This is a genomic window from Streptomyces sp. NPDC058240 (assembly GCF_042882135.1).
Classification (GTDB): domain Bacteria; phylum Actinomycetota; class Actinomycetes; order Streptomycetales; family Streptomycetaceae; genus Streptomyces.
On the sequence record NZ_JBHVWT010000004.1, the window covers coordinates 366030 to 391618 of the forward strand.

The following is a 25589-nucleotide window of genomic DNA, read 5'->3' on the forward strand; positions in this document are numbered from 1 at the left end:
TTCTCCCCCACGTCCGCCCCACCGCCGGAAATTCGGGAGCGACCGGCGGCGGCCCACGCGTAACGTCCGGCCCATGACTGTCATCGTTCGCGACTTCCTCCCCGCCGACGCGGAGGACTGGGTGCGGGTCCGGCGTGCCGCCCTGCCCTTCATGGTGACGACGCCCGAGTGCGTCACCTTCGAACTGGCCTCGGCCCACCCGGACAAGCGCTCCCGGCTGCTGGTCGCCGAGGAGGACGGGGAGCTCATCGGGACCGCGCAGGTCGGCCTCGTCCACGACAGCACCGAACCCGGACAGGGGTTCTGCAACACGTACACGCATCCGGATCGCACCGGGCGCGGGGCGGGTGCGCTGCTGCTGCGCACGGCCGAGGAGTACCTGGCGCGGGAGGGCGCGACCGCGATCTACACCTGGGTGCTCGCCACCCCGTCGAACCTGGCCTTCGCCGAGAAGCGCGGCTACGCGTCGAGCCGCCCGGCGCACTTCCTCCACCTCGACCTGGCCGGCGGATCGCTGCCGCCCCGTCAGGAGCTCCCGCCGGGCGTCGAGCTGCGTACCGCCGCGGACTTCGCGGACGACCCGCGCCCGCTCTTCGAGGCGGACGCCGAGACCACGGCCGACGAGCCGAGCGACACCCCGATGGAACTGACCGACTACGAGGACTGGCTCAATCACACCTGGCGCGCCCCCGCGCTCGACCACGAGCTCACCTCGGTCGCGGTGGTGGACGGGGAAGTGGCGGCGTTCAGCGTCGCGGAGACCGATGGCCTGACCCGGTACATGTCCGGGATGACCGGCACCCGCCGGGCGTACCGCAACCGGGGCCTGGCCAAGCTCGCCAAGAACGACTCGCTGCACCGGGCGCGCGCCGCCGGGTACACGGACGCATACACCGGAAACGACGCGGACAACGGCCCGATGCTGGCGATCAATCGATGGTTCGGCTACGAGATCTGTGCCACGGAGGTGCGCCATGTCCGCAGGCTCGGCTGAGACCGCGCTGGTGGTCGCCCTGGTGAAGGCCGGGCGGACCAAGATCCGCTACCCCGCGGATGTGATCCGCGACGACGGGGTCCGGGTGACGGTGCGTGCGCCGTGGGCGGCGCCCGGGGTCCGTGACTTCGGCTTCGTACGGTTCGAGCCTGGCGACGTCTTCACCGAGCACTACTGGCGCGACCGCTGGTTCGCCGTGAAGGAGGTCCGTACCGGCGCGGGCCGGCTCAAGGGCTGGTACTGCGACATCACCCGCCCCGCGGTGCTGCGGGACGGGGAGCTCCTGGTGGAGGACCTGGACCTCGATCTGTGGGTGTCGGCGGACGGCTCGTCCGTACTGCGGCTGGACGAGGACGAGTTCGAGGAGAGCGGTCTCGCCGGACGCGATCCGGCGGCGGCCGGTGCGGCGCGCCGGGCACTGGACGAGCTGGAACACCTGGCCCGCACGGAAGGCCTCGCGGCCCTGCTGGTCTGACCTCGCGGAGGTACGCGTTCAGGGGTCCGGGCGGATCGCCGTGACCGCGTCCGTGATCGCCCGGGGCGTGCGCTCGGCCAGGGTCAGGTAGCAGCGGCCCAGGTCGTCGGGGGTCCGCAGCGAACCGGGGCCGGCCGCGGCCATCTCGGCGGAGGCGTCCAGCGGGGCCCGCAGGACCCGCAGGCCCGTCTCCTCGGCCGCGGCCCAGGAGGAGACATCTAGATGTATAGATGTCTCAGGTGTGGGGGTCCGGCCCCGCGAATGGCCTGCACGTGAACATCGGCGAAACGGCCCCGGTGCGGTGCCCGCCCGGGTGGGCACCCGGCCCCCGCCGGGGCGCGAAGGTTCGTACTATCCAGGGGTGTCGAACCACCGAAGGACCAGTCCGCGCTATCTCCAGTTGGCCCGCCTCATCCAGGAACGCATCGACGCCGGGGAGTTCCCGGCCGGCTCCCGGCTGCCGAGCGAACCCGAGATGTGTGCCGAGTTCGGCGTCAACCGCCTGACCGTCCGCGAGGCCGTCGCGGAACTGGAGCGGGCCGCCGCCATCGAGATCCGCCGGGGCATCGGGACCTTCGCACGCCTGCCCGTCGCCCGGGTGTCGATCACGGTCGACCCCCGCAGCCAGCGGTTCGACATGGGCAGCACACATGCCTCACTGCCCGAGTCCACCGCCGAACGGGGCCTGGACGTCCAGGAGACGATCACCGCCGTCCTGCCGGCGGGTGCCACCGCGGCCGACGAGGAGGCGGCGCGCCATCTGGGCCGGCCCGCCGGTGTCCTCGCCCGGGTGGAGACGGTGTTCTCCAGCGGCTCGGAGTGCTGGGGCATCAGCAGCTACTGGATACCCCGCGCCCTGCTGCCCCGGGAACTCACGGCCCCCGGACCGGTGGAGAACCTGGTCCGCGCGCTGGCCGACAGCGCCGGCATCACCCTGGAGTACGACTGGCGCGCCTTCAGCGCGATCGGGGCCGACATCGGGGACGCCGACCTTCTGGGCGTACCGGCCGGAAGTCCGCTGCTCGTCCGCGAGGGCGTCAGCTGCACGCCCGACGGCGAACCGGTGCTCCATGTCCGTCGGCGCATCCAGGGGGAACGCGCCCGATTCGTCCTGCACTTCCGCGAATCCGGACCGGATCCCCGCCCCGGGCCGCACGACGCGCACAGCTGACGGGCGACGCGTCCGGCCGGCCCGACCGGCCAACACCTCCGACGGGCCGGAGGGAACGGGGCCGCGCCGTCCGTGGTCAGTACGCCCGGTCCCGGCGCCACTCCCACACATCGGTGTACGGCGCCGGTTCCTCCGGCGCCGGGCGGGCCTGCCGGACTCCGGCGACTAGCTCCACCTCGTACCCCGCGGCGTCCTCCAGATAGGCGGCGATGTGCCCGTCGCCGCCCGCGTGCGGGTAGCGGTCCTCGAAGAGTGGCCGCCAGCCGTGCTCCGGGGCCCTTGCCACCAGGGCGTCGAGGGTGGCCCGGTCCCGGACGTGGAACGCGAGGTGGTTGAGCCCGGGGCGGTGCCGGTCGTGCGGCCCCGGAGTCAGATCGGGCGACTGCTCGACCACCACGTAGCTGTCGCCGCGCCGCCAGCTCCGCCCGTGTTCCCAGCGCTGGTACGGGACATGGCCCAGCTCTCCGAGCAGCCAGCCCCACCCCTGCTCGGCCACCGCCAGATCGGGCGCCCACAGCTCGATGTGATGCACCGAGCCGGTGCCGGACCCGCCGGCCGGCAACGGGACGGCGCGGCGGACGCCGTGCGGCTGGTACGCCACGGTGTCGCCGTCCTCGTGCCAGTGGATGAGGAAGTGCTCCCCCGCCCGGTATCCGTCCAGCCCCGCCCGGCAGTAGGCGACGATGTCGTCCGGGAGGGCGTCCAACGGGAACCAGGCCAGCTCGGAGCACTTGTCCGGCTCACGGTTGTACGGCTCGCGGCCGGGGTCGTACTCCGCCTCGAAGAACCAGCCGGTCCTGGGCCTGCCGCCGGGACCGCGGTGCTGCATGACCAGGGCGACCCGCAGCTCGTCCGGGCCGAGTTCGACGCCGATCTCCTCGGCGGCCTCCCGGATCACCGCCTCGCGGACGTCCTCGCCGTCCTCGACATGTCCGGACGGGCCGTTGAACAGCCCGTCCGCGTACCCCGTGCCGGCCCGGCGGGCGAGCAGGACCTCGGGGCCGCGGCGGAGGATCAGATGCACATCGACGACCTCGGTGTGCCGGTGCGGCGGTTGGGCGCGGGCCACCAGGGTGTAGCGCTCGTCGTCGACCCGCTTGCCCCACAGGTTCGGATCGTCGGAGAGCCGCTCGTGGTGGATGCGTTCGGTGAGTTCCGAGAGCAGTCCGGTCAGCCGCCCGGCGGAGAGACCGACGCCGCCCCAGACGCCTTCGACCAGGATCAGCCGGCCGCCCGGCCGCAGCAGGGTGAACCAGTGGCGCAGGGCCGCCGCCGGGTCGGGCAGCAGCCACACCACATGTCTGGCCATGATCACGTCGAACCGCTGATTGCCGACCGGCGGTCGGGCCGCGTCGCCGGTGAACACCGCGGTGCCCGTCCCGGCGAGCTTGGCCCGTGCCTGCTCCACCATGCGCGGGGAGCGGTCGACGGCGGTGACCCGGTGCCCCTGCCCGGCGACGAGCAGGGCCAGGCTCCCGGTGCCGCACCCCAGGTCGAGCACCTCGGAGCGCTCGCCGGGCAGCCAGCTCTCCAAGCGCTGCGCCCAGGCGTGCCGGACCACCGGGTCGAGCAGCCCGTGGTCGGGTTCCTCGTCGAAGGAGTCGGCTGCGGAATCCCAGTCGATCGTCGTCATGGGTAGATCGTGCCAGCCACCACCGACAGCCGTGCCGCTCCGTACGAGGGATCATCGGTACGAGGGACCCGTCGGGCACGAGGGATTCCCCGGCCGGGGTGTCCGGACCCCTCGTACCGCCGCTTCCCCTACCCGACGGCCGAGGCGCAGGTGGTGGGGCTGGCGTGCGCCGGGTCCAGGGCGTTCGCCACCTCGTGGTAGGCGATCCGGTCGACGGTGCCGATCGCGACGTGCTCGGAGAGGTCGACCGGGCACAGGTCCTGGAGCAGGACGTTGTGCACGTCCGGCCCGTCCAGGAACTGCGTGCGGTACGGGGTCACGACCTCGTCGTACCTGGTCGCAATGACGGTGTAGTGCACTCCGGGCACGGTGTCGGGGACCGAGTTGAGCTTGGTGATGAACGGGGAGCCCGCCACCTGGTCGGCGAGACCGGGTGTGTTGGCGTTCAGCAGGTCCGCCGCTCCCGGGAAGTACGGCAACAGCTTCGTCAGACCGAGCAGGGTGGTGCCGTGGTTGTCGGGGGCGAGCCCGATCATGGCGTTCACCTTGGCGGCCCCGCCGAGGAACTTCAGGTAGTAGTTCGGCATCATGCCGCCCTGGGAGTGGCCCACGAGGTCGGCCTTGCCGGCGCCGGTGGCGGCGAGCACCTTGTCGACGAACGAGGCGAGCTGTCCGGCCGACTTGTCGACCGGGCCGAGGCCGTTGAAGACCGGCACACCGGGCAGTTGCCCGTAGTCGAGCGAGTAGACGCAGTAGCCCCGGTTGACGAGATAGGGGGCGAGGACCAGCCAGTTGTCGATCGAGTTCCCGAAGGTTCCATGGACCAGGACGACGGGGCGGGGATGGGCTGCGGAGGGCTTGCAGGAGTAGTCGTTCCAGCCATGGGAGGTGACCGTGGCGGCGGTGGGGGTGGCTGCAGCGGCAGCGGCCGTGGGGGTGGCGACTGCGGCGACGGCGAGGAGCAGTGCGGCGAGGGTCCTCCGCGCACGTGGGGTACGCGGCGCACGTGTCCAGGGCAGCATCGTGTGGTCTCCTTGCGGCTCAAGGGAGTTGCGATGTCTGTACATCCTGCGGCCCGGACCACAAGTTCCGACTGCTGATTCTTCCGTGTTCCCGTGTCAAATTACGCGTGAGTAGGGTGGCGTGGGAAGTTACGCGTCGGTAAAAAGTGACGGTCCATCAATCGGGCGAGCCGGAAGCGGGATCGGGGGCGTGGCCAGAAGCGTGGTCAGGCCGCGAGCCGCCCCGGCATCACGGCCCGTGGGCCGTACCTGGCCCGCAGCCGGTCCGCCACCGCCTCGATCCGGCGCGCCCGCTCGTCCACCGGGTCGAAGGACAGCTGGTGCGTGGCCCGCTCGCGGTCCGTCAGCCCCTCGGCGCGCAGCCCGATCCCCCGCACCCGGGCCCGTTGCAGCGCGAACGAGTCATGGATCCGGTACGCGAGGGCGGTGAGCGCCGCGGAGTGGGCGGTGGGTTCCCGGAGCGTACGGCTGCGGGCCAGCGTCGAGTATCCGGTGCGGTCGGCGTAGCGCACGGAGACCGCGAGGCCGCGGCAGACCTGCCCGTCCCCGCGCATCCTGGCCCCCAGCTCCTCGGTGAGCGACATGAGTGCGCGGCGCTGCCGTTCCCGGTCCAGCTCGTCGCGCGGGAAGGACCGTTCGGCGGCGATCGACCGGGCGGCGGCGCCCGGCACGACCGCCGTGCGGTCGATCCCGCGCGCCCGCTCCCACAGTTCGCGGCCGGTCCGTACGCCGGTGATCCGCTGGAGGGTGCCGAGCGGGGCCGCCGCGATCCGGCCGACGGAGTCGAGCCCGTACCCGCACAGGGTGCGGGCCGTCGCCGCCCCGACACCGTCCAGGGCCGCGGCCGGCCGGTCCGCGAGGAACTCCGCTCCCCCGCCCCCGGGCACCACGAAGGTCGTCCCGGGCGCGGCCTGCCGTGCCGCCGTCCTGGCCAGCATCGGGTTCTCCGCCGCCCCGATCGCGCAGTCCACGCCGTGCAGGGCGAGCGCGCGGATCCGGATCACCGAGGCCAGCCCCTTCACGTCCCGCCCGAAGTAGCGCAGCGCGCCGCGCACATCGGCGAGCGCCCCGTCGGGCGGAACCGCCTCGACCACCGGGGTGAACGCGCCGAGCAGGGCGAGCAGCCCCTCGTAACCGGCGCTGTCCGGGGGGCCGCCGCCGACCTTGCGGAACCGCAGGTACAGGATTCCCGGCGCATCGGGTGCGGTGCTCATCCCGCGCTCCCCGGGCTCTGGTGCCACAGCTTCCTGCCGGTGGCGACGCCTTCGCCGGGCGGCTGGAGGTCGGACCAGGGGTTCATCTCGTACCCCGTCGGCAGCTGGATGCGGCGGCCGCCGTCACCGCCCCCGGAGGGGAGTTCCTCGGACGGGGGTTCCGCCGCCAGCCGGTCCGCGACCGCGTCGAGTCCGCCGGTACGCCGCAGCTCGGCCAGTTCCGCCAGGTTCCAGGCTGCCGCGCCGACCACGCTCAGGCTCCGCGGTCCGCGTCGCTGCACCACTCCGCGCACCAGCAGCAGCCAGGAGTGGAAGACGGTGTGCGCGCAGGCGGCGTGGCTGTCGTCGAAGAAGGCCAGGTCGACCAGGCCCGTACCGTCGTCCAGGGTGGTGAAGACGACCCGGCGGCCGGAGCGGACCGGCGGGGTCTGGGTGGCCGCCTTGGCGCCCGCGACCAGCACGGTGTCCCCGTGCCGTGCCTCGCGCAGCCGCTTGGCGGAGACCGCGCCGAGCTCCTTCAGGAAGGCGTGGTGATCGTCCATCAGATGGCGGGAGACATCCATGCTCAGGACGCCCAGCTCGGCGCTGAGCCGTTCCGCTTCGTTGAGGTCGGGCAGGCCGATGGAGCCGGTCCGGTGCCCGCCGCCGAGGGGGAGCTGCGCGCCGGAGGTGCCGGAGCCCGCGCCCCGCTGGGCGCGGTGCAGTTCGGACAGGTGCAGCAGCAGATCGCGCCGGTTGGCGCCGAACGCGTCCAACGCGCCCACCCGGGCCAGCCGTTCGGCGGCCGGCCTGCCCGGCCTGGCCCGCTGCCAGAAGTCCAGCAGCGAGGTGTAGGGCTGCCCGGCCTCGATCCGGGCGACCTCGGCCTCGCTGATGCCATGGACGTCCGAGAGCGCGAGCCGCACCCCCCAGATGCCCTTCCCTCCTCCATCATCGGACACCAGTTCGATTCGATGGGCGGCCGCCGACCGGTTCACGTCCAGCGCCAGCACCGGCACCCCGCGCCGCCGCGCGTCCGCGAGCAGCAGCCGCTTCGGGTACATCCCGGGATCATGGGTGAGCAGCCCGGCGTAGAAGGCCGCCGGGTGGTGCGCCTTGAGCCACGCCGACTGGTACGTCGGCACGGCGAAGGCGACCGCGTGCGCCTTGCAGAAGCCGTAACTGCCGAACGCCTCGATGATCTCCCAGGTCCGGGCGATCACTTCGGCGCCGTACTTCCTCTCCGCCGCCCGCTGCGCGAACCACACCTTGATCCGGCCCTGCGAGTCGGGGTCGGAGAGCCCGCGCCGGACCCGGTCGGCCTCGTCCCGGCCGCAGCCGGTCATGATGTCGACCATCTCGATGATCTGCTCGTGGAAGACGACCACTCCGTACGTCTCGCGCAGCGGCCCTTCCAGATCGGGGTGCGGGTAGCGCACGGGGGCCCGGCCGTGCCGGGCCTCGATGAACGGCCGCACCATGTCGGCGGCGACCGGCCCGGGGCGGAACAGCGAGATGTCGACCACCAGATCGTGGAAACCGGCCGGCTGGAGCCTGCCGACCAGATCGCGCTGGCCCGGCGACTCGATCTGGAAGCAGCCCAGCGTCTCGGCGCTCCTGATCATCCGGTACGTCTCCGGGTCATCCGGCGGCACGGCGTCCAGGTCCACGTCCTGCCCCGAGGCCCGCCCGATCTCCGTGACCGCGTGCGCCATCGCCGACTGCATCCGCACACCCAGCACATCGAGCTTGAGCAGCCCCAGGTCCTCCACGTCCTCCTTGTCGAACTGCACCATCGGGAAGCCGTCGCCGCTGGTGGGCACGACGGGTGTACGGCGCAGCAGCGAGGCGTCCGAGAGGAGCACCCCGCACGGGTGCATGGCGATACCGCGCGGCAGTCCGTCCAGCGCCTCCACCAGCTCCCAGAGCCGCCCGTACCGGTCCTTCTCCCGTGCCACTTCACGCAGTTCGGGCAGTTCCTCCATGGCCGCACGGGCGTCGCGGGCCCGGATGTGCGGGAAGGCCTTGGCGAGCCGGTCGGTCTCGGCCGGGTTCATGGAGAGCGCGGCGCCCACGTCCCGGATGGCGTGGCGCACCCGGTAGGTCTCGGGCATGGCGACGGTCGCGACCCGTTCGGTGCCGAAGCGGCCGATGATCGCGCGGTAGACGTCGAGCCTGCGGGCGGATTCCACGTCGATGTCGATGTCGGGCAGCACGAAGCGGCGCCTGGAGAGGAAGCGCTCCATCAGCAGCCCGTGCTCGACCGGGTCGGCGTGCGCGATCCCGAGGAGATGGTTGACCAGGGAGCCCGCACCGGAGCCCCGGGCGGCGACCCGTACCTCCATCGCCCTTATGTCATCCACGACCTGAGCGACCGTCAGGAAGTAGGAGGCGAAACCGTGGTAGGCGATGATGTCCAGCTCCTGGTGCATCCGCTCCCAGTAGTCGCGCCTGCGGTCGTAGCCGCGCAGCACCATGCCGGCGGCGGCGCGGGAGGCCAGCACCCGCTGGGCGGTGCGCCGCCCGGCGCCGACGAGCTCCGGTTCGGGGAAGTGGACGGCGCCGAGGCCGAGGTCGCCCTCGGGGTCGACGACACAGGCGTCGGCGGTGCGCCGGGTCTCCGCGAGCAGCCGCTCCCCGGCGTCCCGGCCGAGACCGGCGGCCGAGGCGATCCGCCCGGCGGTCTCCGCCATCGCGCGGGCGTCCTTCAGCCAGCGCTCCCCGCTGTCGAGCGGGGAGCGGCGGGGGTCGACGGGGACCAGCCCGCGGGCCGCGTCGAGCACATCGGCGACCGGGCCCTGCCCGGCGTCGGCGTACCGGACGGCGTTGGTCAGCACGGCCCGTACTCCCTGCTCGGCGGCGAAGCCGACGGTACGGGCGGCGAGCCGCAGCGATCCGGGTCCGGTGCCTTCGCGCCCGTGGTGGACGGCTTCGAGGCGCAGGTCGTCGCCGTAGATCTCCCGCCAGCCGGCGAGCAGCGCGGCGGCCCGGTCCGGGCGGCCGGCGATCAGCGCCCTGCCGATGTCGGAGGCGGGGCCGAGCAGCACGGTGAGCCCTTCGGCGGGCAGCTCGGACCGGCCGACCAGGGGCTGTCCGGCGCCGTCGGGCGCGGGGGCGTGGGCGGCGGTGACGAGACGGCACAATTCCGCCCAGCCCCGGGCTCCGTCCCGGGCGAGGAAGGTGGCCCGGGACGCGGATTCATCGACGAAGGCGCCGCCGCGGACCGGGGTCCGCAGCCGATGCGTACGCCCGCCGTCTCTCGTATGCTCCGCCGCCGCGGGACCCACCGCGAGCTCCACCCCGAAGAGCGGCCGCACCCCGGCACCCTCGCAGGCCTTGGCGAAGCGGACCGCGCCCGCGAGCGTGTCGCGATCGGTCAGTGCCAGAGCGTCCATCCCCCGCCGGGCGGCGCGCTCCGCCAGCCGTTCCGGATGCGAGGCCCCGTACCTCAGGGAGAACCCGGAAACGGTACGCAGATGCGTGAACCCGGGCACCTGCACCTCCTGAACGATCCGTACTCACCACCCCCTCGTTCTCCACCATAGACCAAGTTTCGAACATTCGTACGATATCCGGAGCGCGGAACGGTCTCCCGGCCCCGACCGGTGATCGGCAAGGGTTCCGGTCAGCCATTCGGCCCAGCCCCGACTGCACGAACGGCCGACGCCCCGGAACGTGGGGGCATGACTTTCGCTGACGAGGTGAAGAACGCCGTCACTCCACGGGCCGCACTGCTCGTCATCGGTGTGCTCGGACTGCAGCTGCTGTTCATCGCGTCCTACGTCGGGGCGCTGCACAGACCGAAGCCGACGGACGTACCTTTCGGCGTCGTCGCGCCCCGGCAGGTTTCCGCACAGCTCCTCACCGAGCTGAAGAATCTCCCCGGCGGCCCGCTGGACCCCCGCGCGGTCACCGACGCGGCCACCGCCCGCGAGCAGATCCTCGATCGCAGGATCGACGGCGCCCTGGTCGTCAGCCCCCAGGGCACGACCGACACCGTGCTGGTCGCCTCCGGCGGCGGCACCTCGCTGGCCACCACCCTGACGAAGATCATCACAGAGGTCGACCGGACCCAGCAGCGCACCGTACGGTCCGTGGACCTGGCCCCGGCCTCCAACCAGGACTTCAACGGGATCTCGTCGTTCTACCTGGTCGTGGGCTGGTGTGTCGGCGGCTACCTCTGCGCCTCGATCCTGGCGATCAGCGCGGGCTCCAAGCCCGCCAACCGTCAGCGCGCGGTGATCCGGACCGGCGTCATGGCGCTGTACTCGATCGTGGGCGGAATCGGCGGCGCGATCATCATCGGCCCGATCCTCGGTGCCCTGCCCGGAAGCTTCTGGGGCCTGTCGGGTCTGGGCGCGCTGACCGTCTTCGCGGTCGGCATGATCACCCTCGCCCTCCAGGCCCTCACCGGCATCGTCGGCATCGGCCTGGCCGTCCTGATCGTGGTGATCGCGGGCAACCCGAGCGCCGGCGGCGCCTACCCGCTGCCGATGATCCCGGACTTCTGGCGGGCGATCGGTCCCGCGCTGCCCCCCGGGGCGGGCACCTGGGTCGCGCGCTCGATCGCCTACTTCAAGGGCAACGCGGTCACCGGCCCCCTGCTGGTGCTGTCCGCGTGGGCGGTGGTGGGCACGGCCGTCACGCTCCTGGTCGCCATGCGCCGCACACCGGAGGAACTCACCGGCGAGCGGCCACCGTTCGGCTCGAATCCCGCCTGACCAGGCCTCGCGGGCGCGTCATTTCAGGTGCTGCGCCAGCTTCTCCAGCCGGCCCGCGAGCGAATCCCCCTGGGCTGCGACCTTCGTGGCCTTGCCGGACCAGAAGTCCGGGCTCGTCAGCCGCCCGTACCGCACGGCCCACGCCGCCGCCTCGCGGTCCAGCCGCTCGGCCTTCATCCGTATGTCGGCCTCCGCCGGTGCCGCGAGCACGTTCAGCTCCTCCACCAGGCGTTGGACCTTCCGCACGAGCGGGCTGGTACGCGGGCCGGACCGGCGGTCCGCACCGGCGGCGGCCCGCCGATCGGGAGCGTCCGCCGAAGAGCCGCGCCCGGGAGCAACGGACGCTTGAGCAGGGGCCGTACCGTCCCGCGGGGGCTGCGGCACCGGCCGGTCCACCACAGGACCCGGAGCCGTCCCCACAACGGGGCGACGGCTCGTACGCCTTCGCCTCTCCACGCCGGGAACCCGCAGGCCCTCGGGCGTCATCGCGCAGGCGTCGAGCGGCACCCAGTCGGTACTGCTCCGCGCCTCCTCCGCCCTGATCCGGATACGCCGCTCCACCCCCTCGGTCTCGAAACGGAAGCGAAGTACGTGGCCGAACGTCCCGTACATCTCCGCCATGGTCTCCGGGTGGGCGGAACCCGGCCCGAAAACCCAATCCAGGCTTGCCGCGTCGCGCTCCAACTCCTCGCGCGCGGAACGCCATTCGGGGTGCGTCAGCCTCCGGAACTGGAAGCGCACCCGCTGCCGGCTGTCACGGACCCGGAAGTCGACCGCGTCACCCGGACCCGTACCCAGATCACGCAGCACGGCCCGCGCGTCGACACCGCTCCTGCGGGCCCAGCGGGCGAGGTCCTGCTTGATGAAGAGGTGGTCCGCACTGTTCGCGCCGTTGGCCTTGCGGTGGCAGGAGGTATTCGGTGCGTGGGCGAAGTGGCAGACCTTGTCCACGTAGAGCCGGTCGGACAACTTGTTGCCGCAGCCACCGAGCTGGGTGCCGCACCAATAGCTGTACGTCGGATGCCGCCGACGCAGACGCCGGAGCTCGTCGGCCTCTTGCGGCAGAACGATGCCCAGGCCCGACGCGGCGCTCCCGATGACCGCGGTCTGCACCAGCCGACGATCCGATTCGGCCATGGCGCCCCTCCCCCGAACAGTTCACACAATCCGCTCTTTCCTGTACATGCATTGAAGCATGCACGCAGGTCACGATAAAGATCGATTCGATCCGGACAATGGGCTGACCAGGCACTCGGTCTTCGTCCGAGCTCCCGGAAACGGCAGATGAGGGTCCATGCCTGTACGCACCCCTTTCGTCATGCCCGAAGCGCCCTCCGACCGGGACCGTGCCTCCCAACTCGACATCGCCGGCGAGCTGACGGCCCTGCTGCGCTCCACCACCACCACCACCGAACCCCGCCCCGACATTCAGCTAAAGGCGCTGACGCTGGCCGTGGCCGCCGATCTGCCCGTACTCCTGTGGGGCGAGCCCGGCATCGGCAAGACCTCCGCCCTCACCCAGCTCGCCGCCTCCCTGGACCTTCCGCTGACCACGGTCATCGCCAGCGTGCATGAGCCGTCCGACTTCTCGGGGCTGCCGATCGTCGGGGACGATCCCGCGGAAAAGGGCGTCCCGATGGCCCCGCCGGACTGGGCGGTGCGCCTGGTGCGGGCCGGCCGGGGGCTGCTGTTCCTGGACGAGCTGTCCACCGCGCCGCCGGCCGTCCAGGCCGCCCTGCTCCGCCTCGTGCTGGAGCGGCGGATCGGTGCCCTGCAACTGCCACCCGGGGTCCGGATCGTGGCCGCCGCCAATCCGCGCTCCTCGGCGGCCGACGGCTGGGAGCTGGGCCCGCCGCTGGCCAACCGGTTCGTGCATCTCCAGTGGACCCACGACCACGAGGTCGTGGTGCGCGGCCTCGGCGGGACCTGGCCCAGGGCGACACTGCCGCGGCTCGCCCCCGAGCGGCTGCCGGAGGCCGTGGACTTCGCCCGCCGCGCGGTGTGCGGGCTCCTCACCGCCCGCCCGGCCCTCGTGCACCGGCTGCCCAGCGGTGAAACGCGCCGGGGCGGTCCCTGGCCGTCGCCCCGGAGCTGGGACATGACGCTGTGCCTGATCGCGTTCGCGACCGCGGCCGGCTCCTCCAGGGACGTGCTCTCCCTGCTGGTCAGGGGCACCGTGGGTGACGGTCCCGGGCTGGAGCTGCTGGCGAGCCTGGACCGGATGGACCTGCCGGACCCCGAGACGCTGCTCGCCGACCCGGCGGGGGCCGAGCTGCCCGAGCGGGGGGATCTGCGTCAGGCCGTGCTCGACGGTGTGGTGGCGGCGGTCCGCAATCGCCCGGAGAAGTCCCGCTGGGACGCGGCATGGGCGCTCCTGGTCCGGGCGCTGGAGACAGGAGCCCCGGACGTGGTGGTCGTCCCCGCGACCACGCTCGCCTCGCTGCGCCAGGAGGACTGGGACGTCCCGGCATCGATCGAACAGCTCGCCGGAGCGGTGTCCCTGTCCCGGCGGGCGGACCGGGCGGCTGCCCGGACGGCGGACCGGGAAGCGGTCACCGCGAAGGCCGGCCGATGACCCCTGACGTGCCGATGGTCCCGGACGCACCGGGAACGCTGGACCTCGACAAGCTCTTCGCCGCCCGACTGCAAGCCGTCCGGGCCCGCCCCTACTTGGCGACGGCCCTGTTCGCCCTGGGTGTCGTGGAGTCGCGGCGGGTACCGACGATGGCCGTCGACCGGCACTGGCGGTGCTATGTCTCGCCCGGTTTCGTGGACCGGACCCCGGTGGAGGAACTGGCCGGGGTCTGGGTGCACGAGGTGTCGCACCTGCTGCGCGACCACCACGGGCGCAGCGACCGGGTCGCACGGGAGCGCGGGCTGACCGGCCCCGCGGAACGGCTGCGGATGAACATCGCCGCCGACTGCGAGATCAACGACGACGTGTTCGGTGAGGGGCTGGCCCGGCCGGAGGGCGTCGTCGATCCGGCCTTCCTGGGGCTCCCCGAGGGCCGGCTCATGGAGGACTACCTGCGCCGGTTCCGGCTCGGGCCGCATACGCAGGACCTGGCCTGGCTGGACTGCGGCAGTGGCGCCGACGGACTGGAGCGGGAGTGGGACCTGGGGCCGGACGGCGCGCACGGCCTCAGCGAGCAGGAACGGGACGCGGTCCGGTTCCGGGTGGCGCAGGGCATCACCGGCCGTCCGGGGAACGCCTCGAAGGGGTGGAAGCGGTGGGCGGAGGAGGCCTTCCACCCGCCGCAGCCGCGGCGGGAGTTGCTGGGTGCGGCGGTACGTTCGGCCACCTCCGGGTCCGGCGCGGGCGAGGACTACACGTACGGCCGCCCGTCGCGGCGCTCGGCCGGTGTGCCCGGTGCCGTGCTGCCGAGCCTGAGGCGCAGACCGCCCCGGGTCTCCGTGGTCATCGACACGTCCGCTTCGGTCAGTGACACCGAACTGGGCAGCGCGCTCCTGGAGGTTGCCGCGATCTCCCGCGCCGTCGGCGGCCGTCGCGACCTGATCACCGTCCTTCCGTGCGACGCGGCGGCCCGGGTCGCGCATCCGCTGTGCCGTGCCGAGGGAATCCCACTGGTGGGCGGCGGGGGCACGGATCTGCGCTCGGGCTTCGCCAGGGCCCTCCGGATGCAGCCGCGGCCCGATGTCGTCGTGGTCCTGACCGATGGCCAGACCCCCTGGCCGAGCACACAGCCGCCGTGCCGGACGGTGGTGGGCCTGTTCCCCCGGTCGTGGGACGAGGACGACGATCCCCACTACGTCCCGGGCTCCCCGCCCGAGTGGGCGCGAACGGTCGTCATCGGCGCGGCTCCCGGGAGGCGGTGAACCCGCGGCCGACGCCGCCGACCGGTCGTACGGGTCCAGTACGGGTGCCGTACGGGACTCGAAGGCCGCGGGCGCCGGACCGGTGCTGCGGGTCGGTCAGGGCGAGTGGGCGGCGTTCGTGGGCCTCGCGCGCGGTTGGCGGACACGCCCTCGCCCTCGCAGGGCAATACGCCTACGGCCGGCCCGGCGTGCGACGAGAGGGCGGGGGCGGCGGCACCTCGGTGGGATCGTGCAGCGTACGGACGATGATGTCGCCCCTCGTGTGTCCGGCGACGGTCGCCGCCTCGGCGTGGTCACGGGCCGCCTGCTGCAAGGCATCGGCCACCACCCGGGCGGCCGCGGCGGTGCCGCCGTGGCCGGTGCGGTAGAGCGTCCGTGTGATCTGGCTGCCGGTGACGGGCAGCGTCGTCACCGTCACCTGCTCCAACCGGGCCGCGAAATGCGCCGGCAGGACCGCGGCCCCGAGCTGCCCGGCCAGCAGCGTCTGGACGGAGATCATGTGGTCGGCCAGGTGCTCGACCGACGGCACGATCCCGTGGACGCTCGCGAACCGGGCGAAGGCACGGCCACGAGCGGAGTGCGCTGGGGCGCTGATCCACGGACGGCCGGAGAGTCCGGCGGCGGCGGTCGGCACGTCCCAGGTGGCCGGGACGACCACGCGGTAGTAGTCCTCGCTCAACACCTGCGCCCGCACCGAGGGCGGCAGCGGCAGCGCGGTGTCCCGGTCGTCGGTGACGACCAGGACGTCCAGCTCGCCCAGCCGCAGCTGCCGCAGGCCGTCCGGCAGCCCGGCCTCGACGAACCTCGGTTCGACCCGCGGATGCGACCTGGCCAGCAGCCGCAGCGCCCGGACCGCGATCCGGGCAAGCACCCACGACGTGGCCCCGATCGCCACCGGCCCCTGGACGGCCTGCTGGTTCACTGAGCCCAACTGCTGTGCCGCGGCGGCGAGCTCCTGACTGATGCGGTCCCCGGTGGCGGCGAGCATCCGGCCGGCCGCGGTGAGTTCCAGCCGTGGGCCCGAACGGTCGACCAGTGGCAGGCCCACTTCTCGTTCCAGGCTTGCCAGTTGCTGCGAAACCGCCGACCGCGTATGGCCGAGCACGCGTGCCGCCGGAGCGAGACCGCCGCTCCGCGCGATCGCGCTCAGGACCAGCAGGCGCCTGGGGTCGAGGTCCATGCGCGCCGCCCTCCTCCGTGTCAGGGGATGTGCCACGGACTGTACCGACGCACCGCCAGTCCCTCTGTCGAGGGGGGTTAAGCACCGCTGTGCAACGGGGCTGCCTCGCGGCCGTACAGCTGCGAGACTCACCGATATCCCGAGGGCTTCGGCCGGCATCCGCCCTGGCACAGGCATGCCCGAAGCCCGGTCATGTCCCGTTCACAAGGAGGCCGCACATGGCCAGCTCCGTTCCGAAGCGCGTCCGAGTGTCGTCCGCCCCGCGTCCCGGTCGGCCCACTGTCGCGCTGGCCGTGGTCTGCGCCCTGCTGGGACTGCCCCTGGTGTCGGCCTGCGGCCCTTCCGCCGACTCGTCCAACGGCCCTGCCGCCCCCACTGCCCGGAGCGGGCCCTCCGACGGCGGCACCAACGGGGACAACGGGAACGACGGGAACAGCGGGAACAGCAGCAGCTCGTGGGCGCTCAGTGCCCCGCAGGTCGCGGCCGGCTATCCGCAGGGTCAGCCACCGGCGGACATGGTACGGAGGTTCGACGACGACACCCGGAAGAACGCCGCGCGTCTCGACGTGTCCGGCACACCGGTACGCGCCTATTACGACGACCGGGCGGACGGCGCGTGGATCTTCTACACGGGGGTCACCGGCAGCGGCTTCGAGCCCGACCACCTGCACGACATCCTCAACCAGCTCCCGGCGGTCCACGACGACGGCGCCGGCGACCGGACCACCATCAGCGCCATCGACGCCAAGCCAGGCCCGCACGGCGGCCGGGCGATCTGCAACACCGTCCTCCTCCAGACCGACATGCTCGCCACAGCGGTCTCCACCTGCTCCTGGTTCACTCCGACCACCGCCGCCGGCGTCACCCTCATCACCAAGGCCGACGGCACCAGCACCAAACTCGGCTTCACCGCCGCCGATGTCGCCCCGATCATGCGGGCGATCCGCGCCGAGGTCGAGGTCCCGCGGCGGTAGCGCCGTCGGCCGGCACCGGACGGAACGACGAGCGCGCCCCAGAACACCCCTTGCGGTTTCCCAACGCGCCATCCCGGTAAGGGCTCTGATGAGCCATCATCGAATCGGGCGGGAAAAGTCGGGCACGCGGTGCCCGCACCTTACGGAGGAGGCGCCAAGTGCGTAGTCGGGTGCGCGCGGACGACGGGCGGCATCTGGTGGTGGAGCGTCTCGGGGATCCCCGCGGCAGACCGGTCTTCCTGCTGCACGGAATGCCCGGCAGCAGGCTCGGTCCGGCTCCGCGCGGCATGGTCCTCTACCAGCGCAAGACCCAGCTGATCACCTACGACCGGCCGGGCTACGGCGAATCCGACCGGCTGCCGGGCCGCTGCGTCGCCGATGCCGTCCAGGACGTACGGGCCATCGCGGACCACCTCGGTCTCGATCGGTTCGCCGTGGTGGGCCGGTCCGGTGGCGCCCCGCACGCCCTGGCCTGCGCGGCGCTGATGCCCGAGCGGGTGACCCGTACCGCCGCGCTGGTCGGGCTGGCCCCGTGGGGGGCCGACGGTCTCGACTGGTTCGACGGGATGGCCGCCTCCAACGTGCTGGCGTACTCCACCGCGGCGGCCGATCCGGACGGTCTCGCGGAGTCGTTCATCTCACGGTCCGCGGTGATCAGGAAGAACCCGGTCCGGCTCATCGACGATCTGCGCCAGGAGCTGACCGAATCCGACCGGCTGGTGGTCAACGACGCCGGGGTCCGCACCATGCTGCTGCGCAACTACCGCGAGGGGCTGCGCACTTCCGCCTGGGGCTGGATCGACGACGCGCTCGCGTCAGCAATCCGTGGGGGTTCGACCCCGCGGACATCACGGGTCCGGTGATGCTGTGGCACGGCGAGAAGGATGTGTTCTCGCCGGTGGGCCACTCCCGCTGGCTGGCCGTACGCATCCCGAGCTCCACCGTCGTGGTGGAACCGGCGGCCGCGCACTTCGACGCCCTGCACGCGCTGCCCAGGATCCTGAACTGGCTGCTGGACCCGCCCACCCGCTGAGCGGCGGGCGGATGAGACGAGGAGCGTCCGGCGGCGGCCGGACGCTCCTCGGGGCTCATACCGCCATCGGTTCCAGTTCACGCTCGAACCGGCGCTCGTCCCGGGCGATCCGGCTCATCGGATGGTCCTCGCCGAGCTGCCGGGACAGCTCCTCGGCCGTTTCCGCCCGCAGCCGCATCGCCTCGTCCTTGCGCCCCATCGCATCGAGGGTGACCGCCATGTTCGACTTCATGGCCAACGTCTCCGGGTGGTGTGCCCCACGACGGTACGGGCCGCGTTCTCGGCAGCCGTGGCCGTCGGTTCGGGGGCCGCGCGCTCAGCGGACACATCGCGCGGTACGACGCGGAAACCGGCCCGGGTGAGCACGGATTCGATCCAGTCGGCCCACATCCGGTTCTCCGCCACATAGCTGAGGAAGAGATCGGCCGGCAGCGCGGCCTGCGCCTGGTGAACGCGTCACGGATGCGCAGCCGTACCTCTTCGCCGACCGGTGGCATCGAGGTGATCCGCTGGTCGGTGATGACGGAGGTGAGCCGTTCGAAGGCGGAGAGCAGGGAGTTGGTGAGGCCCGCCTCGTCGCCGAAGGTCGCGAGGGTCTCCTCGTAGGCGTAGTAGGGGCGGTACGGAATCTCCACCGCGCCCCAGTAGGCGGTGAGTTCGTCCCCGGACAGGTCGCGCGGCAGCCGGTCGAACTTCAGCCGGGCCAGCGCCCGTCCGGCATCCGCCTTCTCCTTCTCGCCCTCGTCGATGCGCATCGGGACGGGGAAGATGGAGATGGGGCGGCCGGTGTAGCGCTCGGAGATCTGCCGGGCGACGGAGGCGGCGCCGTCGATGGACTGGTCGCTGAGCGTGAAGCAGTCGACGAGGACGTCGGGGAGGTGGACGGTGCAGATGTCGGCGATGTCGCTGAGGCCGGTCCGGCTGTCGATGAGGGCGTAGTCGTAGTTGGCCTTCATGTCGTCGCGCAGGGCGTCGAAGAAGTGGCCGCCGCCGAGGCGGTCGTAGAAGTTGTCCCAGTCGAAGGTGGAGACGGTCGCGGAGTATTCGCGGTTCTGCCGCCCGGCGGAGACGAAGTCGAGCGTGCCGCCCTGCGGGAACTCCCAGCCGAGTGCCTCGGGGGTGAGGGAGACGGCGTGCGGCTGGATACGCGCGTAGTCGCGGTGCCAGTCGTCGGCGCGCTGGACGGGGCTGGTCGCGGCCCACGCGTACTCGGTGATCAGATCGATGACGCCGGTGGTGGCACCGAGTGTCGAGGGGTCGAGGAACGGATGGAAGAACCGGTGGAGCCCCGGCGCCTCCAGGTCCCAGTCGACGGCCAGTACCCGTTTTTTTCCGTTGGCGGCGAGTATCCAGGCGGTGTTGGCCAGGGCCATGGTGCGCCCGGTGCCGCCCTTGTACGAGTAGAAGGTGACGATGCGCCCGTCACGACTGGCCGTCATCCGTGTCCTCCGCATCCGTCGCAGGGTCGTGTGTCTCGGGGGTGTCGTTCATCTGCGCCATCGGCCCCATCAGCCGTGTCCGTTCGGTGTGTCCGCCGCCGGTGGCGGGTGGGTAGACCGCCGCGTGTCTCAGGTACTGCTGGGCCGCCACTTCGACCACCTGCGGCAGGATCTGCCCGAAGGCCTCCATGCTGGGCACGCCCTTGGCGGCGGCACGGCAGTAGGCCCGTCCTTGGCGCATCTTGGTCGGCATGGTCTGTTCGAGTTTCTCGGTCAGCTCGGCCTCGGCCGCCATGCTCTCGTGGTCCTCGCGGTTCCACGGCACGACCATCGTCACCCAGGGGCGGTTCTCGGCGTCGAAGGCGGCGAGCCTCCGGCGACGGTCCTCGTCCTGGAGGGCCCAGCGGTCGACGAGCAGGATCTCCGGCCTGCTGGGCGGCTGTTTGCCCTCCCCTTGCCCGGCCTCCTCGTCGAAGGAGGAGATGGTCGCCTGGTAGTTGAGTGAGCGCACCAGGTCCTCGGCGACATAGGCCAGGGGGCGCGCGGCGGCCGGGTGGTAGGGGTTCCACTCCTGCGGATTGTCGCCGTAGTAGTCGGCGTTGCGCCCCGGAGGCAGGTCGTGCCGGGTGGCGGCGGCGATGGTGACCTGCATGGGACGGGGGCCGCCGACCGCGCTGTTGGGCGGGCCGAAGGCGCTGGGGGCCAGCCGGTAGTCGACGGGGCGGCCGGTACCGATCCTTATGGTGTCGGCGACATTGACGATGCGCTTGGCGAGTTCGTACACCGCGCGCTCGTACTCCTCGGCGAAGAGCCTGAGCTTGATCAGTCCGTAGAGACCGTCACTGACGTAACGGTCCCCGAAATCACGGTGGTTGAACTGTAATCGCGCGGCGGGGCCGGGGAGTTGACTCGGCGGTACCGGCACCCAGAGCGCCGGCACGATCGCCTCGGCCCGCTGGTTGGATCGGGCCCGGTGATGGATGGCGCGCTGGGCGAAGGCGTACCACTCCTTGCCGCACATCTCGCTCGCGAAATAGCGCGGCGAGAACAGCGGAACAAACACCCGGCAGGTGGCGAGCACCTCGCCGAGCCGTTCCGACCAGCCCTCGCCGGAGCGTATCTCGCGGTCGATGAACCCCGCGGGCGCGCCCGCGGGCAGATCCGTCATGGCCATCACATGGTCACAGAGATCCTTGAAGAGGCGTTCGACCCACATATCGGGGTCGGTTCCACGGCCGTAGCCCGGCGTATGGGCATAACTCAAGAAGAAGTACGGCCGATGGTCCGCCGCTCGCTGCTGCGGTGTTGCGTGCACACGACCCCCGTCCTGTGTGAGCACCCGCCCCCGTTGCTCCTGCGTGACCGACCTGCCCCACATCCTCTCAAAAGCCGCGGGGTGAGCGGGAGCCCCCGCCCGGGATTCGGACGGGGGCTCTGGCTCGGTCGGCCGCTTGTTCGAGGGGCGGACCGGGGGGGTGCCGGTACGTCAGTAGACGCTGACCCCGTACGCGCTGAGCGCCTCGGTGACCGGCTGGAAGTACGTGGTGCCACCGGAGGAGCAGTCGCCGCTGCCGCCGGAGGTGAGACCGATCGCGTTGGAGCCGGAGTAGAGCGGGCCGCCGGAGTCGCCGGGCTCCGCGCAGACGTTGGTCTTGATCATGCCGTAGACGATGTCGCCGTTGCCGTAGTTGACCGTGGCGTTGAGGCCCGTGACGGAGCCGCTGTGGGTGCCGGTGGTGGAGCCGCGGCGGGTGACGGACATGCCGACCGTGGCGTTGGCCGCGCCGGTGATGTCGACGCTGCCGACGGTGCCCTCGTGGGAGACCGAGGCGTTGTCGTACCGGACCAGGCCGTAGTCGTTGGTCGGGAAGCTGGAGCCGACCGTCGGGCCGATGCTGGTCGAGTTCGACGAGTTGGTGTACCAGGGCGGGTTGCCGTCGGTGCAGTGACCGGCGGTCAGGAAGTAGTAGGTGCTGCCGCTGCGGACGTTGAAGCCGAGGGAGCAGCGCCAGCCGGGGGCGTAGATCGCGTCGCCGCCGGAGAGCAGTTTGCTGATCTTCCCCGTGGTGCGCTCGATCTTCAGGGCGCCGGCGTTGGCTCCGGCGGACTGCTTGATCTGCTCGATCTCGGCCTTCGAGACCGTGCGGTCCGCGGTGACCACGAGCTTCTTGGACACCGGGTCGATGTTCCATGCGGTGCCCGCCACATCGGCGCCGAGCACGGCGTCGCTCGCGGCGGAGAGCTGCTGGGCGCTGAAGGTGGTGTTGGTGTCGGCCTGGGCGCTGGGGACGGCCAGTGCGGCGACGGCGACAAGACCCGCGGCGATGGCGACGGTCCTGGTGCGTCTCGCGGTGCTGCTGAGGGGGGTAGTGCGCTTGATCCTCACTTTTCATTCCTCCCGAGGGGAAGTCGGGGGTCCGCCTGTGGGGTGGTCGGACCCGTGAGGCGCAGTCGTCGGCACGACCATGGGCCCGCGATGCGGACATGCCGTGCTCCTGACAAGCGCTGCTCGGGAGTATTCAAGGCGTCAACTTGTGGCGCAAGGGGGCCTGCTGGCCTGAACCTGTCGCACCGCACGGGAACGGCCCAGGCAGCGCATGGGCTGCCTGGGCCGCTGTCCCGACGGAATATGGCGGTGCGTCAGTTGTCGACGCGGTTGCGCTCCCCCGCCTCGACGGCGACGGAAAGGGTGTTGCCGGGCGGCGGGAAGGGGCAGATGAAGTGGTCCGCGAAGGCACACGGCGGCAGCAGCGCGCGGTTGAGGTCGACCGTCACCCTGCCGTCCTCGTCGGGCGCCGCGGGCCGCAGGAACCGGAAGCGGTAACTGCTGTTTCCGCTGGTGGCATCGGCGAAGACCGCCCAGAGCGAGCCGTCGGGCTCGACCGCGACATGCAGCGTGTGCTCCGTGCCGTCGACCTCGAAGGCGATCTCGCCGGCGAGTCCGAGACCGCGCTCGACCCCGTCGGCGTTCTCGACCCGGACCGTACGGGCGCTGTCGTACGGGCGGAAGGTGCCCGGGAGCGCCCAGCGGGCGTCGTACGGGGTGGCCTCGATGGCCCGGAAGGCGCGCCGCGCCGGGGAGTCCGGGTCGAAGTCCCGTACCGCCCAGAGCCCTTCGCGGCTCAGCACGACCAGCCGCCGCTCGCCGTGCGCGACGCGGGACTCGTCGATCGGGCCGCGGTCGGCGGTGAGCCGGACCTGGCCGGTGAAGGGCTCGCCGTCGACGGTCAGCCCGTCCGCGGCGGAGGCGCTGAGCACCAGCTCGTCGCCGTCCTCCCGCCACTGCCCGGGTACCTCGGGGATGCGGCCCTCCGGGTGGTCGGAGAGCCAGTGGGTGCCGGTGAGGGAGAGCGGTCCATAGGGGCCGGCGACCGTGGCGGTGCGCTCCTCGTGCCAGTGCTTCCAGTCCTGTGCCGCCTGCTCGAATCCGTGCGGCTGCGGTGCGTCCGTGCTCATGCGATCAACCTTTCCATACCGGCTCGGCGAGCCCGAGATGCGACCGCAGCGTGGGACCGGTGTATTCGGAGCGGAACACCCCGCGCTCCTGGAGGAGCGGGACGACCCGGTCGACGAAGTCGTCCAGGCCGCCCGGGGTGAGGTGCGGTACGAGAATGAATCCGTCGGCGGCGTCGGCGGCGACGAACTCGGTGAGCTGCTCCGCGACCGTCCGCGGGCTGCCGATGAAGGACTGCCGGCCGGTGGTCTCGATGACGGTCTGCCGGATGGACAGCCCCTTCTCCTCGGACAGCGCACGCCAGCGCGCCGCGACGGCGAGGGGGTCGCCGTGCTTGACCCGGCCCTGGACCAGCGAGGATTCGGGGTCCGGGTCGATGTCGGGCAGCGGCCCGTCGGGGTCGTACGAGGAGAGGTCACGGCCCCAGATCTGCTCCAGGGCCAGCAGCGCCGTCTGCGGGGAGATCTGTTGGCGGCGGATCTCGGCCGCTCTCTCCTGGGCCTCGGCGTCGCTGTCGCCGAGTACGAAGGTGACCCCGGGCATGATCTTCAGCTCGTCGGGTTCCCGGCCGTACTTCACCAGCCGCGCCTTGACGTCGGCGTAGAAGGTGCGGCCCGCCTCCAGGGTGCCGTGCCGGGTGAAGATGACATCGGCGGCCGATGCGGCGAACTCGCGGCCCTCCGGGGAGTCCCCGGCCTGGATGACGACCGGATGGCCCTGTGGGGAGCGCGGGACGGTGAACTCGCCCTCGATGGCGAAGTGCTGCCCCTGGTGCCTGAACGGGCGCGGGGTGCCGTCGGGGGTCCAGGCGTCCCACAGCTCGCGGGCGGTGGCGACGAACTCGGCAGCCCGGGCGTAGGGGGTCCCCCCTGTTCGAGCGGAGCCGAGAACTTGGGGGAGGTCGGCCCGGTCGAGGTAGCCGCCGCGCCGGAAGTTCTCCCCGGTGAAGGCGTCGGAGGAGGTGACGACGTTCCAGGCGGCCCGTCCGTCGCTGAGGTGGTCGAGGGTGGCGAGGCGGCGGGCCAGTTCGTACGGCTCGTTGAAGGTGGCGTTGACGGTGGCGGCGAGGCCGAGCCGGTCGGTGACGGCCGCCAGTGCGGCCAGCACGGTGAGGGACTCGGGACGGCCGACCACGTCCAGATCGTGGATGCGGCCGTTGTGCTCGCGCAGCCGCAGCCCCTCGGCGAGGAAGAAGAAGTCGAACGTGCCGCGTTCCGCGGTGCGGGCGAGGTGTTCGAAGGAGGAGAAGTCGATCTGACTCCTGGAGCGGGGGTCCGCCCAGACGGTGGTGTTGTTGACGCCCGGGAAGTGGGCGGCGAGATGCATCTGCCTCGTCGCGGTGCTCATGCCCGTCCTCCTTCGAGGGCGTACCGGTTGGTGGGGCGGGCCAGCCCCAGGTGCTCGCGCAGGGTGCCGCCGGGGTAGAAGGTGCGGAACAGGCTGCGGTGCTGGAGCAGGGCCACGGTGCCGTTGACGATCCGTTCGAGGTCGCGCCCGGGGGTGATGGGCGTGAGGTGGAAGCCGTCCGCCGCTCCGCCGCGGTGCCACCGGGCGATCAGTTCGGCGAGGTCCACCGGACCGCCCCGGTAGTACGAGCCGCCGGCGGCGAGCGGTGGTCCGCTCTCCAGTCCCGGTTCCGGGGCGGTCTCGGCGTCGCCGAGGTCGACGGTGAGCGCGACCAGGACCCGGAGCGTGTCGGGGTCGCGTCCGTGCGCCGCCGCGCGCCGGCGCAGATCGGCACGGGCCGCGGCGGCCTGCTCGGGGGCGGTGGCCCGGACCAGGACGACATCTCCGTGGCGGGCCGCGGTCTCCCGGGCCGGGCCGCTCGTCCCGTCGACGACGGTGACCGGGTGCCCCTGCGGGGGCCGGGGCACGATCGCCGGGCCCCGGACGGAGAAGGAGGCGCCCTCGAAGTCGACGTAGTGCAGCTTGCCGCGGTCGATGAAGCGTCCGGTGGCGACGTCCCTGATCTCGGCGTCGTCCTCCCAGCTGTCCCACAGTCGGGCGCCCACGTCGGCGCTCTCACCGGCCTCGCGCCACAGCTCGTCGGCGGGCGCCGCCGGACGTCGGCCGAAGAGCCGGGCCTCGGCCCCGGTCGTCGACACATCGATGTTCCAGCCCGCCCGGCCGCGGCTCACCCAGTCCAGGGTGGCCACGGCGGACGACACGTGGAACGGCTCGGTGTGGGTGGTGGTGACGGTGGGCACCAGGCCGATCCGGCCGGTGGCGGGCGCGACCCGGGAGAGCACGGCGAGCGCGTCGAGTCCGGGTCTGGCGAAGGAGTCGCCGAGCGTGACGAAGTCGAGGGCGCCGTGCTCGGCGAGCCGGGCGAGGCCGATGTAGTGCCCGGGGTCGTAACGGGGCGGACCGCCGATCTCGGCGGCCAGGTGAAGGGGCGCGGTGGCAGGCATGGGTGATACCTCTCAAGGCTCTCTCGGGGCTCTCGTGGGGCTCTCTCGGGGC

At 72.2% G+C, this 25589-nt stretch carries 20 protein-coding genes and 3 pseudogenes; 9 read left to right on the forward strand and 14 right to left on the reverse strand.

Annotation, left to right across the window (positions count from 1 at the left end; all coding sequences use genetic code 11):
• The first annotated feature begins 73 nt into the window (after positions 1-73).
• Both ACFVX4_RS11775 and ACFVX4_RS11780 read left to right on the forward strand, forming a co-directional pair.
• The gene (locus ACFVX4_RS11775; protein ID WP_389974750.1) at positions 74-994 is read left to right on the forward strand and encodes a GNAT family N-acetyltransferase; all 921 of its coding nucleotides are present in this window, start codon (positions 74-76) and stop codon (positions 992-994) included.
• Positions 975-1469, forward strand: a complete 495-nt coding sequence (locus tag ACFVX4_RS11780) for a DUF402 domain-containing protein (RefSeq protein WP_389974753.1) — start codon at positions 975-977, stop codon at positions 1467-1469. Before ACFVX4_RS11775 ends, ACFVX4_RS11780 begins: the two co-directional genes overlap by 20 nt.
• Before the next feature lie 18 nt (positions 1470-1487).
• On the opposite strand, the gene ACFVX4_RS11785 is transcribed toward ACFVX4_RS11780, so the two are convergent.
• Positions 1488-1613, reverse strand: a complete 126-nt coding sequence (locus tag ACFVX4_RS11785) for a hypothetical protein (protein ID WP_389974756.1) — start codon at positions 1611-1613, stop codon at positions 1488-1490.
• A gap of 217 nt (positions 1614-1830) precedes the next feature.
• Here ACFVX4_RS11785 and ACFVX4_RS11790 point away from each other — a divergent pair, with 217 nt between their 5' ends.
• Positions 1831-2640, forward strand: a complete 810-nt coding sequence (locus tag ACFVX4_RS11790; RefSeq protein ID WP_389974759.1) for a GntR family transcriptional regulator — start codon at positions 1831-1833, stop codon at positions 2638-2640.
• Positions 2641-2716: 76 nt separating this feature from the next.
• On the opposite strand, the gene ACFVX4_RS11795 is transcribed toward ACFVX4_RS11790, so the two are convergent.
• The 4 genes from ACFVX4_RS11795 to ACFVX4_RS11810 form a co-directional block, all read right to left on the reverse strand.
• Positions 2717-4273: a trifunctional class I SAM-dependent methyltransferase/NUDIX hydrolase/VOC family protein gene (locus ACFVX4_RS11795; protein WP_389974762.1), complete on the reverse strand. Its 1557-nt coding sequence runs from the start codon at positions 4271-4273 to the stop codon at positions 2717-2719.
• Positions 4274-4401: 128 nt separating this feature from the next.
• Positions 4402-5295, reverse strand: a complete 894-nt coding sequence (locus ACFVX4_RS11800; RefSeq protein WP_389974765.1) for an esterase/lipase family protein — start codon at positions 5293-5295, stop codon at positions 4402-4404.
• A 206-nt stretch (positions 5296-5501) separates the two neighbouring features.
• Entirely contained in the window at positions 5502-6509 is a 1008-nt protein-coding gene (locus ACFVX4_RS11805) for a hypothetical protein (RefSeq protein ID WP_389974768.1), read from the reverse strand.
• On the reverse strand, positions 6506-9982 hold the full coding sequence (locus ACFVX4_RS11810) for a DNA polymerase III subunit alpha (protein WP_389974771.1): 3477 nt from the start codon (positions 9980-9982) through the stop codon (positions 6506-6508). The genes ACFVX4_RS11805 and ACFVX4_RS11810 overlap by 4 nt, the downstream gene beginning before the upstream one ends.
• Positions 9983-10171: 189 nt before the next feature.
• On the opposite strand from ACFVX4_RS11810, the gene ACFVX4_RS11815 reads away from it, so the two are divergent.
• Positions 10172-11209 carry a DUF3533 domain-containing protein gene (locus tag ACFVX4_RS11815; RefSeq protein WP_389974774.1) on the forward strand — a complete coding sequence of 346 codons (1038 nt, stop codon included), beginning with the start codon at positions 10172-10174 and terminating at the stop codon, positions 11207-11209.
• Positions 11210-11227: 18 nt separating this feature from the next.
• Here the strand turns inward: ACFVX4_RS11815 and ACFVX4_RS11820 are convergent, their stop codons facing one another.
• Positions 11228-12346: a hypothetical protein gene (locus ACFVX4_RS11820; protein WP_389974777.1), complete on the reverse strand. Its 1119-nt coding sequence runs from the start codon at positions 12344-12346 to the stop codon at positions 11228-11230.
• A gap of 157 nt (positions 12347-12503) precedes the next feature.
• On the opposite strand from ACFVX4_RS11820, the gene ACFVX4_RS11825 reads away from it, so the two are divergent.
• The 3 genes and pseudogenes from ACFVX4_RS11825 to ACFVX4_RS11835 form a co-directional block, all read left to right on the forward strand.
• Entirely contained in the window at positions 12504-13784 is a 1281-nt protein-coding gene (locus ACFVX4_RS11825) for an AAA family ATPase (protein WP_389974780.1), read from the forward strand.
• On the forward strand, positions 13781-15046 hold the full coding sequence (locus tag ACFVX4_RS11830) for a VWA-like domain-containing protein (protein WP_389974783.1): 1266 nt from the start codon (positions 13781-13783) through the stop codon (positions 15044-15046). The genes ACFVX4_RS11825 and ACFVX4_RS11830 overlap by 4 nt, the downstream gene beginning before the upstream one ends.
• A pseudogene (locus ACFVX4_RS11835) lies at positions 14970-15164 on the forward strand (DUF397 domain-containing protein); the annotation flags it as partial. The gene ACFVX4_RS11830 and the pseudogene ACFVX4_RS11835, both read left to right, overlap by 77 nt.
• 54 nt (positions 15165-15218) lie before the next feature.
• Here ACFVX4_RS11835 and ACFVX4_RS11840 read toward each other — a convergent pair.
• Positions 15219-16226: a LysR family transcriptional regulator gene (locus ACFVX4_RS11840; RefSeq protein ID WP_389974786.1), complete on the reverse strand. Its 1008-nt coding sequence runs from the start codon at positions 16224-16226 to the stop codon at positions 15219-15221.
• 218 nt (positions 16227-16444) lie between these two features.
• Here ACFVX4_RS11840 and ACFVX4_RS11845 point away from each other — a divergent pair, with 218 nt between their 5' ends.
• Together ACFVX4_RS11845 and ACFVX4_RS11850 are read left to right on the forward strand one after the other, a co-directional pair.
• Positions 16445-17200 carry a hypothetical protein gene (locus ACFVX4_RS11845; protein ID WP_389974789.1) on the forward strand — a complete coding sequence of 252 codons (756 nt, stop codon included), beginning with the start codon at positions 16445-16447 and terminating at the stop codon, positions 17198-17200.
• Positions 17201-17358: 158 nt separating this feature from the next.
• Positions 17359-18233: pseudogene (locus ACFVX4_RS11850) on the forward strand (alpha/beta fold hydrolase).
• 55 nt (positions 18234-18288) lie between these two features.
• Here ACFVX4_RS11850 and ACFVX4_RS11855 read toward each other — a convergent pair.
• From ACFVX4_RS11855 to ACFVX4_RS11885, 7 genes and pseudogenes are all read right to left on the reverse strand, one after another.
• On the reverse strand, positions 18289-18465 hold the full coding sequence (locus ACFVX4_RS11855) for a hypothetical protein (RefSeq protein ID WP_389974792.1): 177 nt from the start codon (positions 18463-18465) through the stop codon (positions 18289-18291).
• A gap of 26 nt (positions 18466-18491) precedes the next feature.
• A pseudogene (locus tag ACFVX4_RS11860) lies at positions 18492-19672 on the reverse strand (KGGVGR-motif variant AAA ATPase); the annotation flags it as partial.
• The gene (gene fsxC / locus ACFVX4_RS11865; protein ID WP_389974794.1) at positions 19656-21011 is read right to left on the reverse strand and encodes an FxsC protein; all 1356 of its coding nucleotides are present in this window, start codon (positions 21009-21011) and stop codon (positions 19656-19658) included. The pseudogene ACFVX4_RS11860 and the gene fsxC, both read right to left, overlap by 17 nt.
• A gap of 147 nt (positions 21012-21158) precedes the next feature.
• Complete coding sequence (locus tag ACFVX4_RS11870) at positions 21159-22058, reverse strand: S1 family peptidase (RefSeq protein WP_389974797.1); 900 nt, start codon at positions 22056-22058, stop codon at positions 21159-21161.
• 254 nt (positions 22059-22312) lie between these two features.
• The gene (locus tag ACFVX4_RS11875) at positions 22313-23128 is read right to left on the reverse strand and encodes a DUF1684 domain-containing protein (RefSeq protein WP_389974800.1); all 816 of its coding nucleotides are present in this window, start codon (positions 23126-23128) and stop codon (positions 22313-22315) included.
• 4 nt (positions 23129-23132) lie between these two features.
• Entirely contained in the window at positions 23133-24473 is a 1341-nt protein-coding gene (locus ACFVX4_RS11880; protein ID WP_389974803.1) for an NtaA/DmoA family FMN-dependent monooxygenase, read from the reverse strand.
• Entirely contained in the window at positions 24470-25537 is a 1068-nt protein-coding gene (locus tag ACFVX4_RS11885; RefSeq protein WP_389974806.1) for an LLM class flavin-dependent oxidoreductase, read from the reverse strand. Before ACFVX4_RS11885 ends, ACFVX4_RS11880 begins: the two co-directional genes overlap by 4 nt.
• Between the last annotated feature and the right edge of the window lie 52 nt (positions 25538-25589).

Excerpts from the sequence above, each read along its gene's own strand:
- ACFVX4_RS11820 (WP_389974777.1), bottom strand. The coding sequence starts at position 12,346 with ATGGCCGAATCGGATCGTCGGCTGGTGCAGACCGCGGTCATCGGGAGC.
- ACFVX4_RS11780 (WP_389974753.1), top strand. The coding sequence starts at position 975 with ATGTCCGCAGGCTCGGCTGAGACCGCGCTGGTGGTCGCCCTGGTGAAG.
- ACFVX4_RS11785 (WP_389974756.1), bottom strand. The coding sequence starts at position 1,613 with ATGGCCGCGGCCGGCCCCGGTTCGCTGCGGACCCCCGACGACCTGGGC.
- ACFVX4_RS11825 (WP_389974780.1), top strand. The coding sequence starts at position 12,504 with ATGCCTGTACGCACCCCTTTCGTCATGCCCGAAGCGCCCTCCGACCGG.
- ACFVX4_RS11800 (WP_389974765.1), bottom strand. The coding sequence starts at position 5,295 with ATGCTGCCCTGGACACGTGCGCCGCGTACCCCACGTGCGCGGAGGACC.
- ACFVX4_RS11830 (WP_389974783.1), top strand. The coding sequence starts at position 13,781 with ATGACCCCTGACGTGCCGATGGTCCCGGACGCACCGGGAACGCTGGAC.
- ACFVX4_RS11885 (WP_389974806.1), bottom strand. The coding sequence starts at position 25,537 with ATGCCTGCCACCGCGCCCCTTCACCTGGCCGCCGAGATCGGCGGTCCG.
- ACFVX4_RS11805 (WP_389974768.1), bottom strand. The coding sequence starts at position 6,509 with ATGAGCACCGCACCCGATGCGCCGGGAATCCTGTACCTGCGGTTCCGC.
- ACFVX4_RS11840 (WP_389974786.1), bottom strand. The coding sequence starts at position 16,226 with ATGGACCTCGACCCCAGGCGCCTGCTGGTCCTGAGCGCGATCGCGCGG.
- ACFVX4_RS11875 (WP_389974800.1), bottom strand. The coding sequence starts at position 23,128 with ATGAGCACGGACGCACCGCAGCCGCACGGATTCGAGCAGGCGGCACAG.
- ACFVX4_RS11855 (WP_389974792.1), bottom strand. The coding sequence starts at position 18,465 with ATGAAGTCGAACATGGCGGTCACCCTCGATGCGATGGGGCGCAAGGAC.
- ACFVX4_RS11775 (WP_389974750.1), top strand. The coding sequence starts at position 74 with ATGACTGTCATCGTTCGCGACTTCCTCCCCGCCGACGCGGAGGACTGG.
- ACFVX4_RS11880 (WP_389974803.1), bottom strand. The coding sequence starts at position 24,473 with ATGAGCACCGCGACGAGGCAGATGCATCTCGCCGCCCACTTCCCGGGC.
- ACFVX4_RS11795 (WP_389974762.1), bottom strand. The coding sequence starts at position 4,273 with ATGACGACGATCGACTGGGATTCCGCAGCCGACTCCTTCGACGAGGAA.
- ACFVX4_RS11815 (WP_389974774.1), top strand. The coding sequence starts at position 10,172 with ATGACTTTCGCTGACGAGGTGAAGAACGCCGTCACTCCACGGGCCGCA.
- ACFVX4_RS11845 (WP_389974789.1), top strand. The coding sequence starts at position 16,445 with ATGGCCAGCTCCGTTCCGAAGCGCGTCCGAGTGTCGTCCGCCCCGCGT.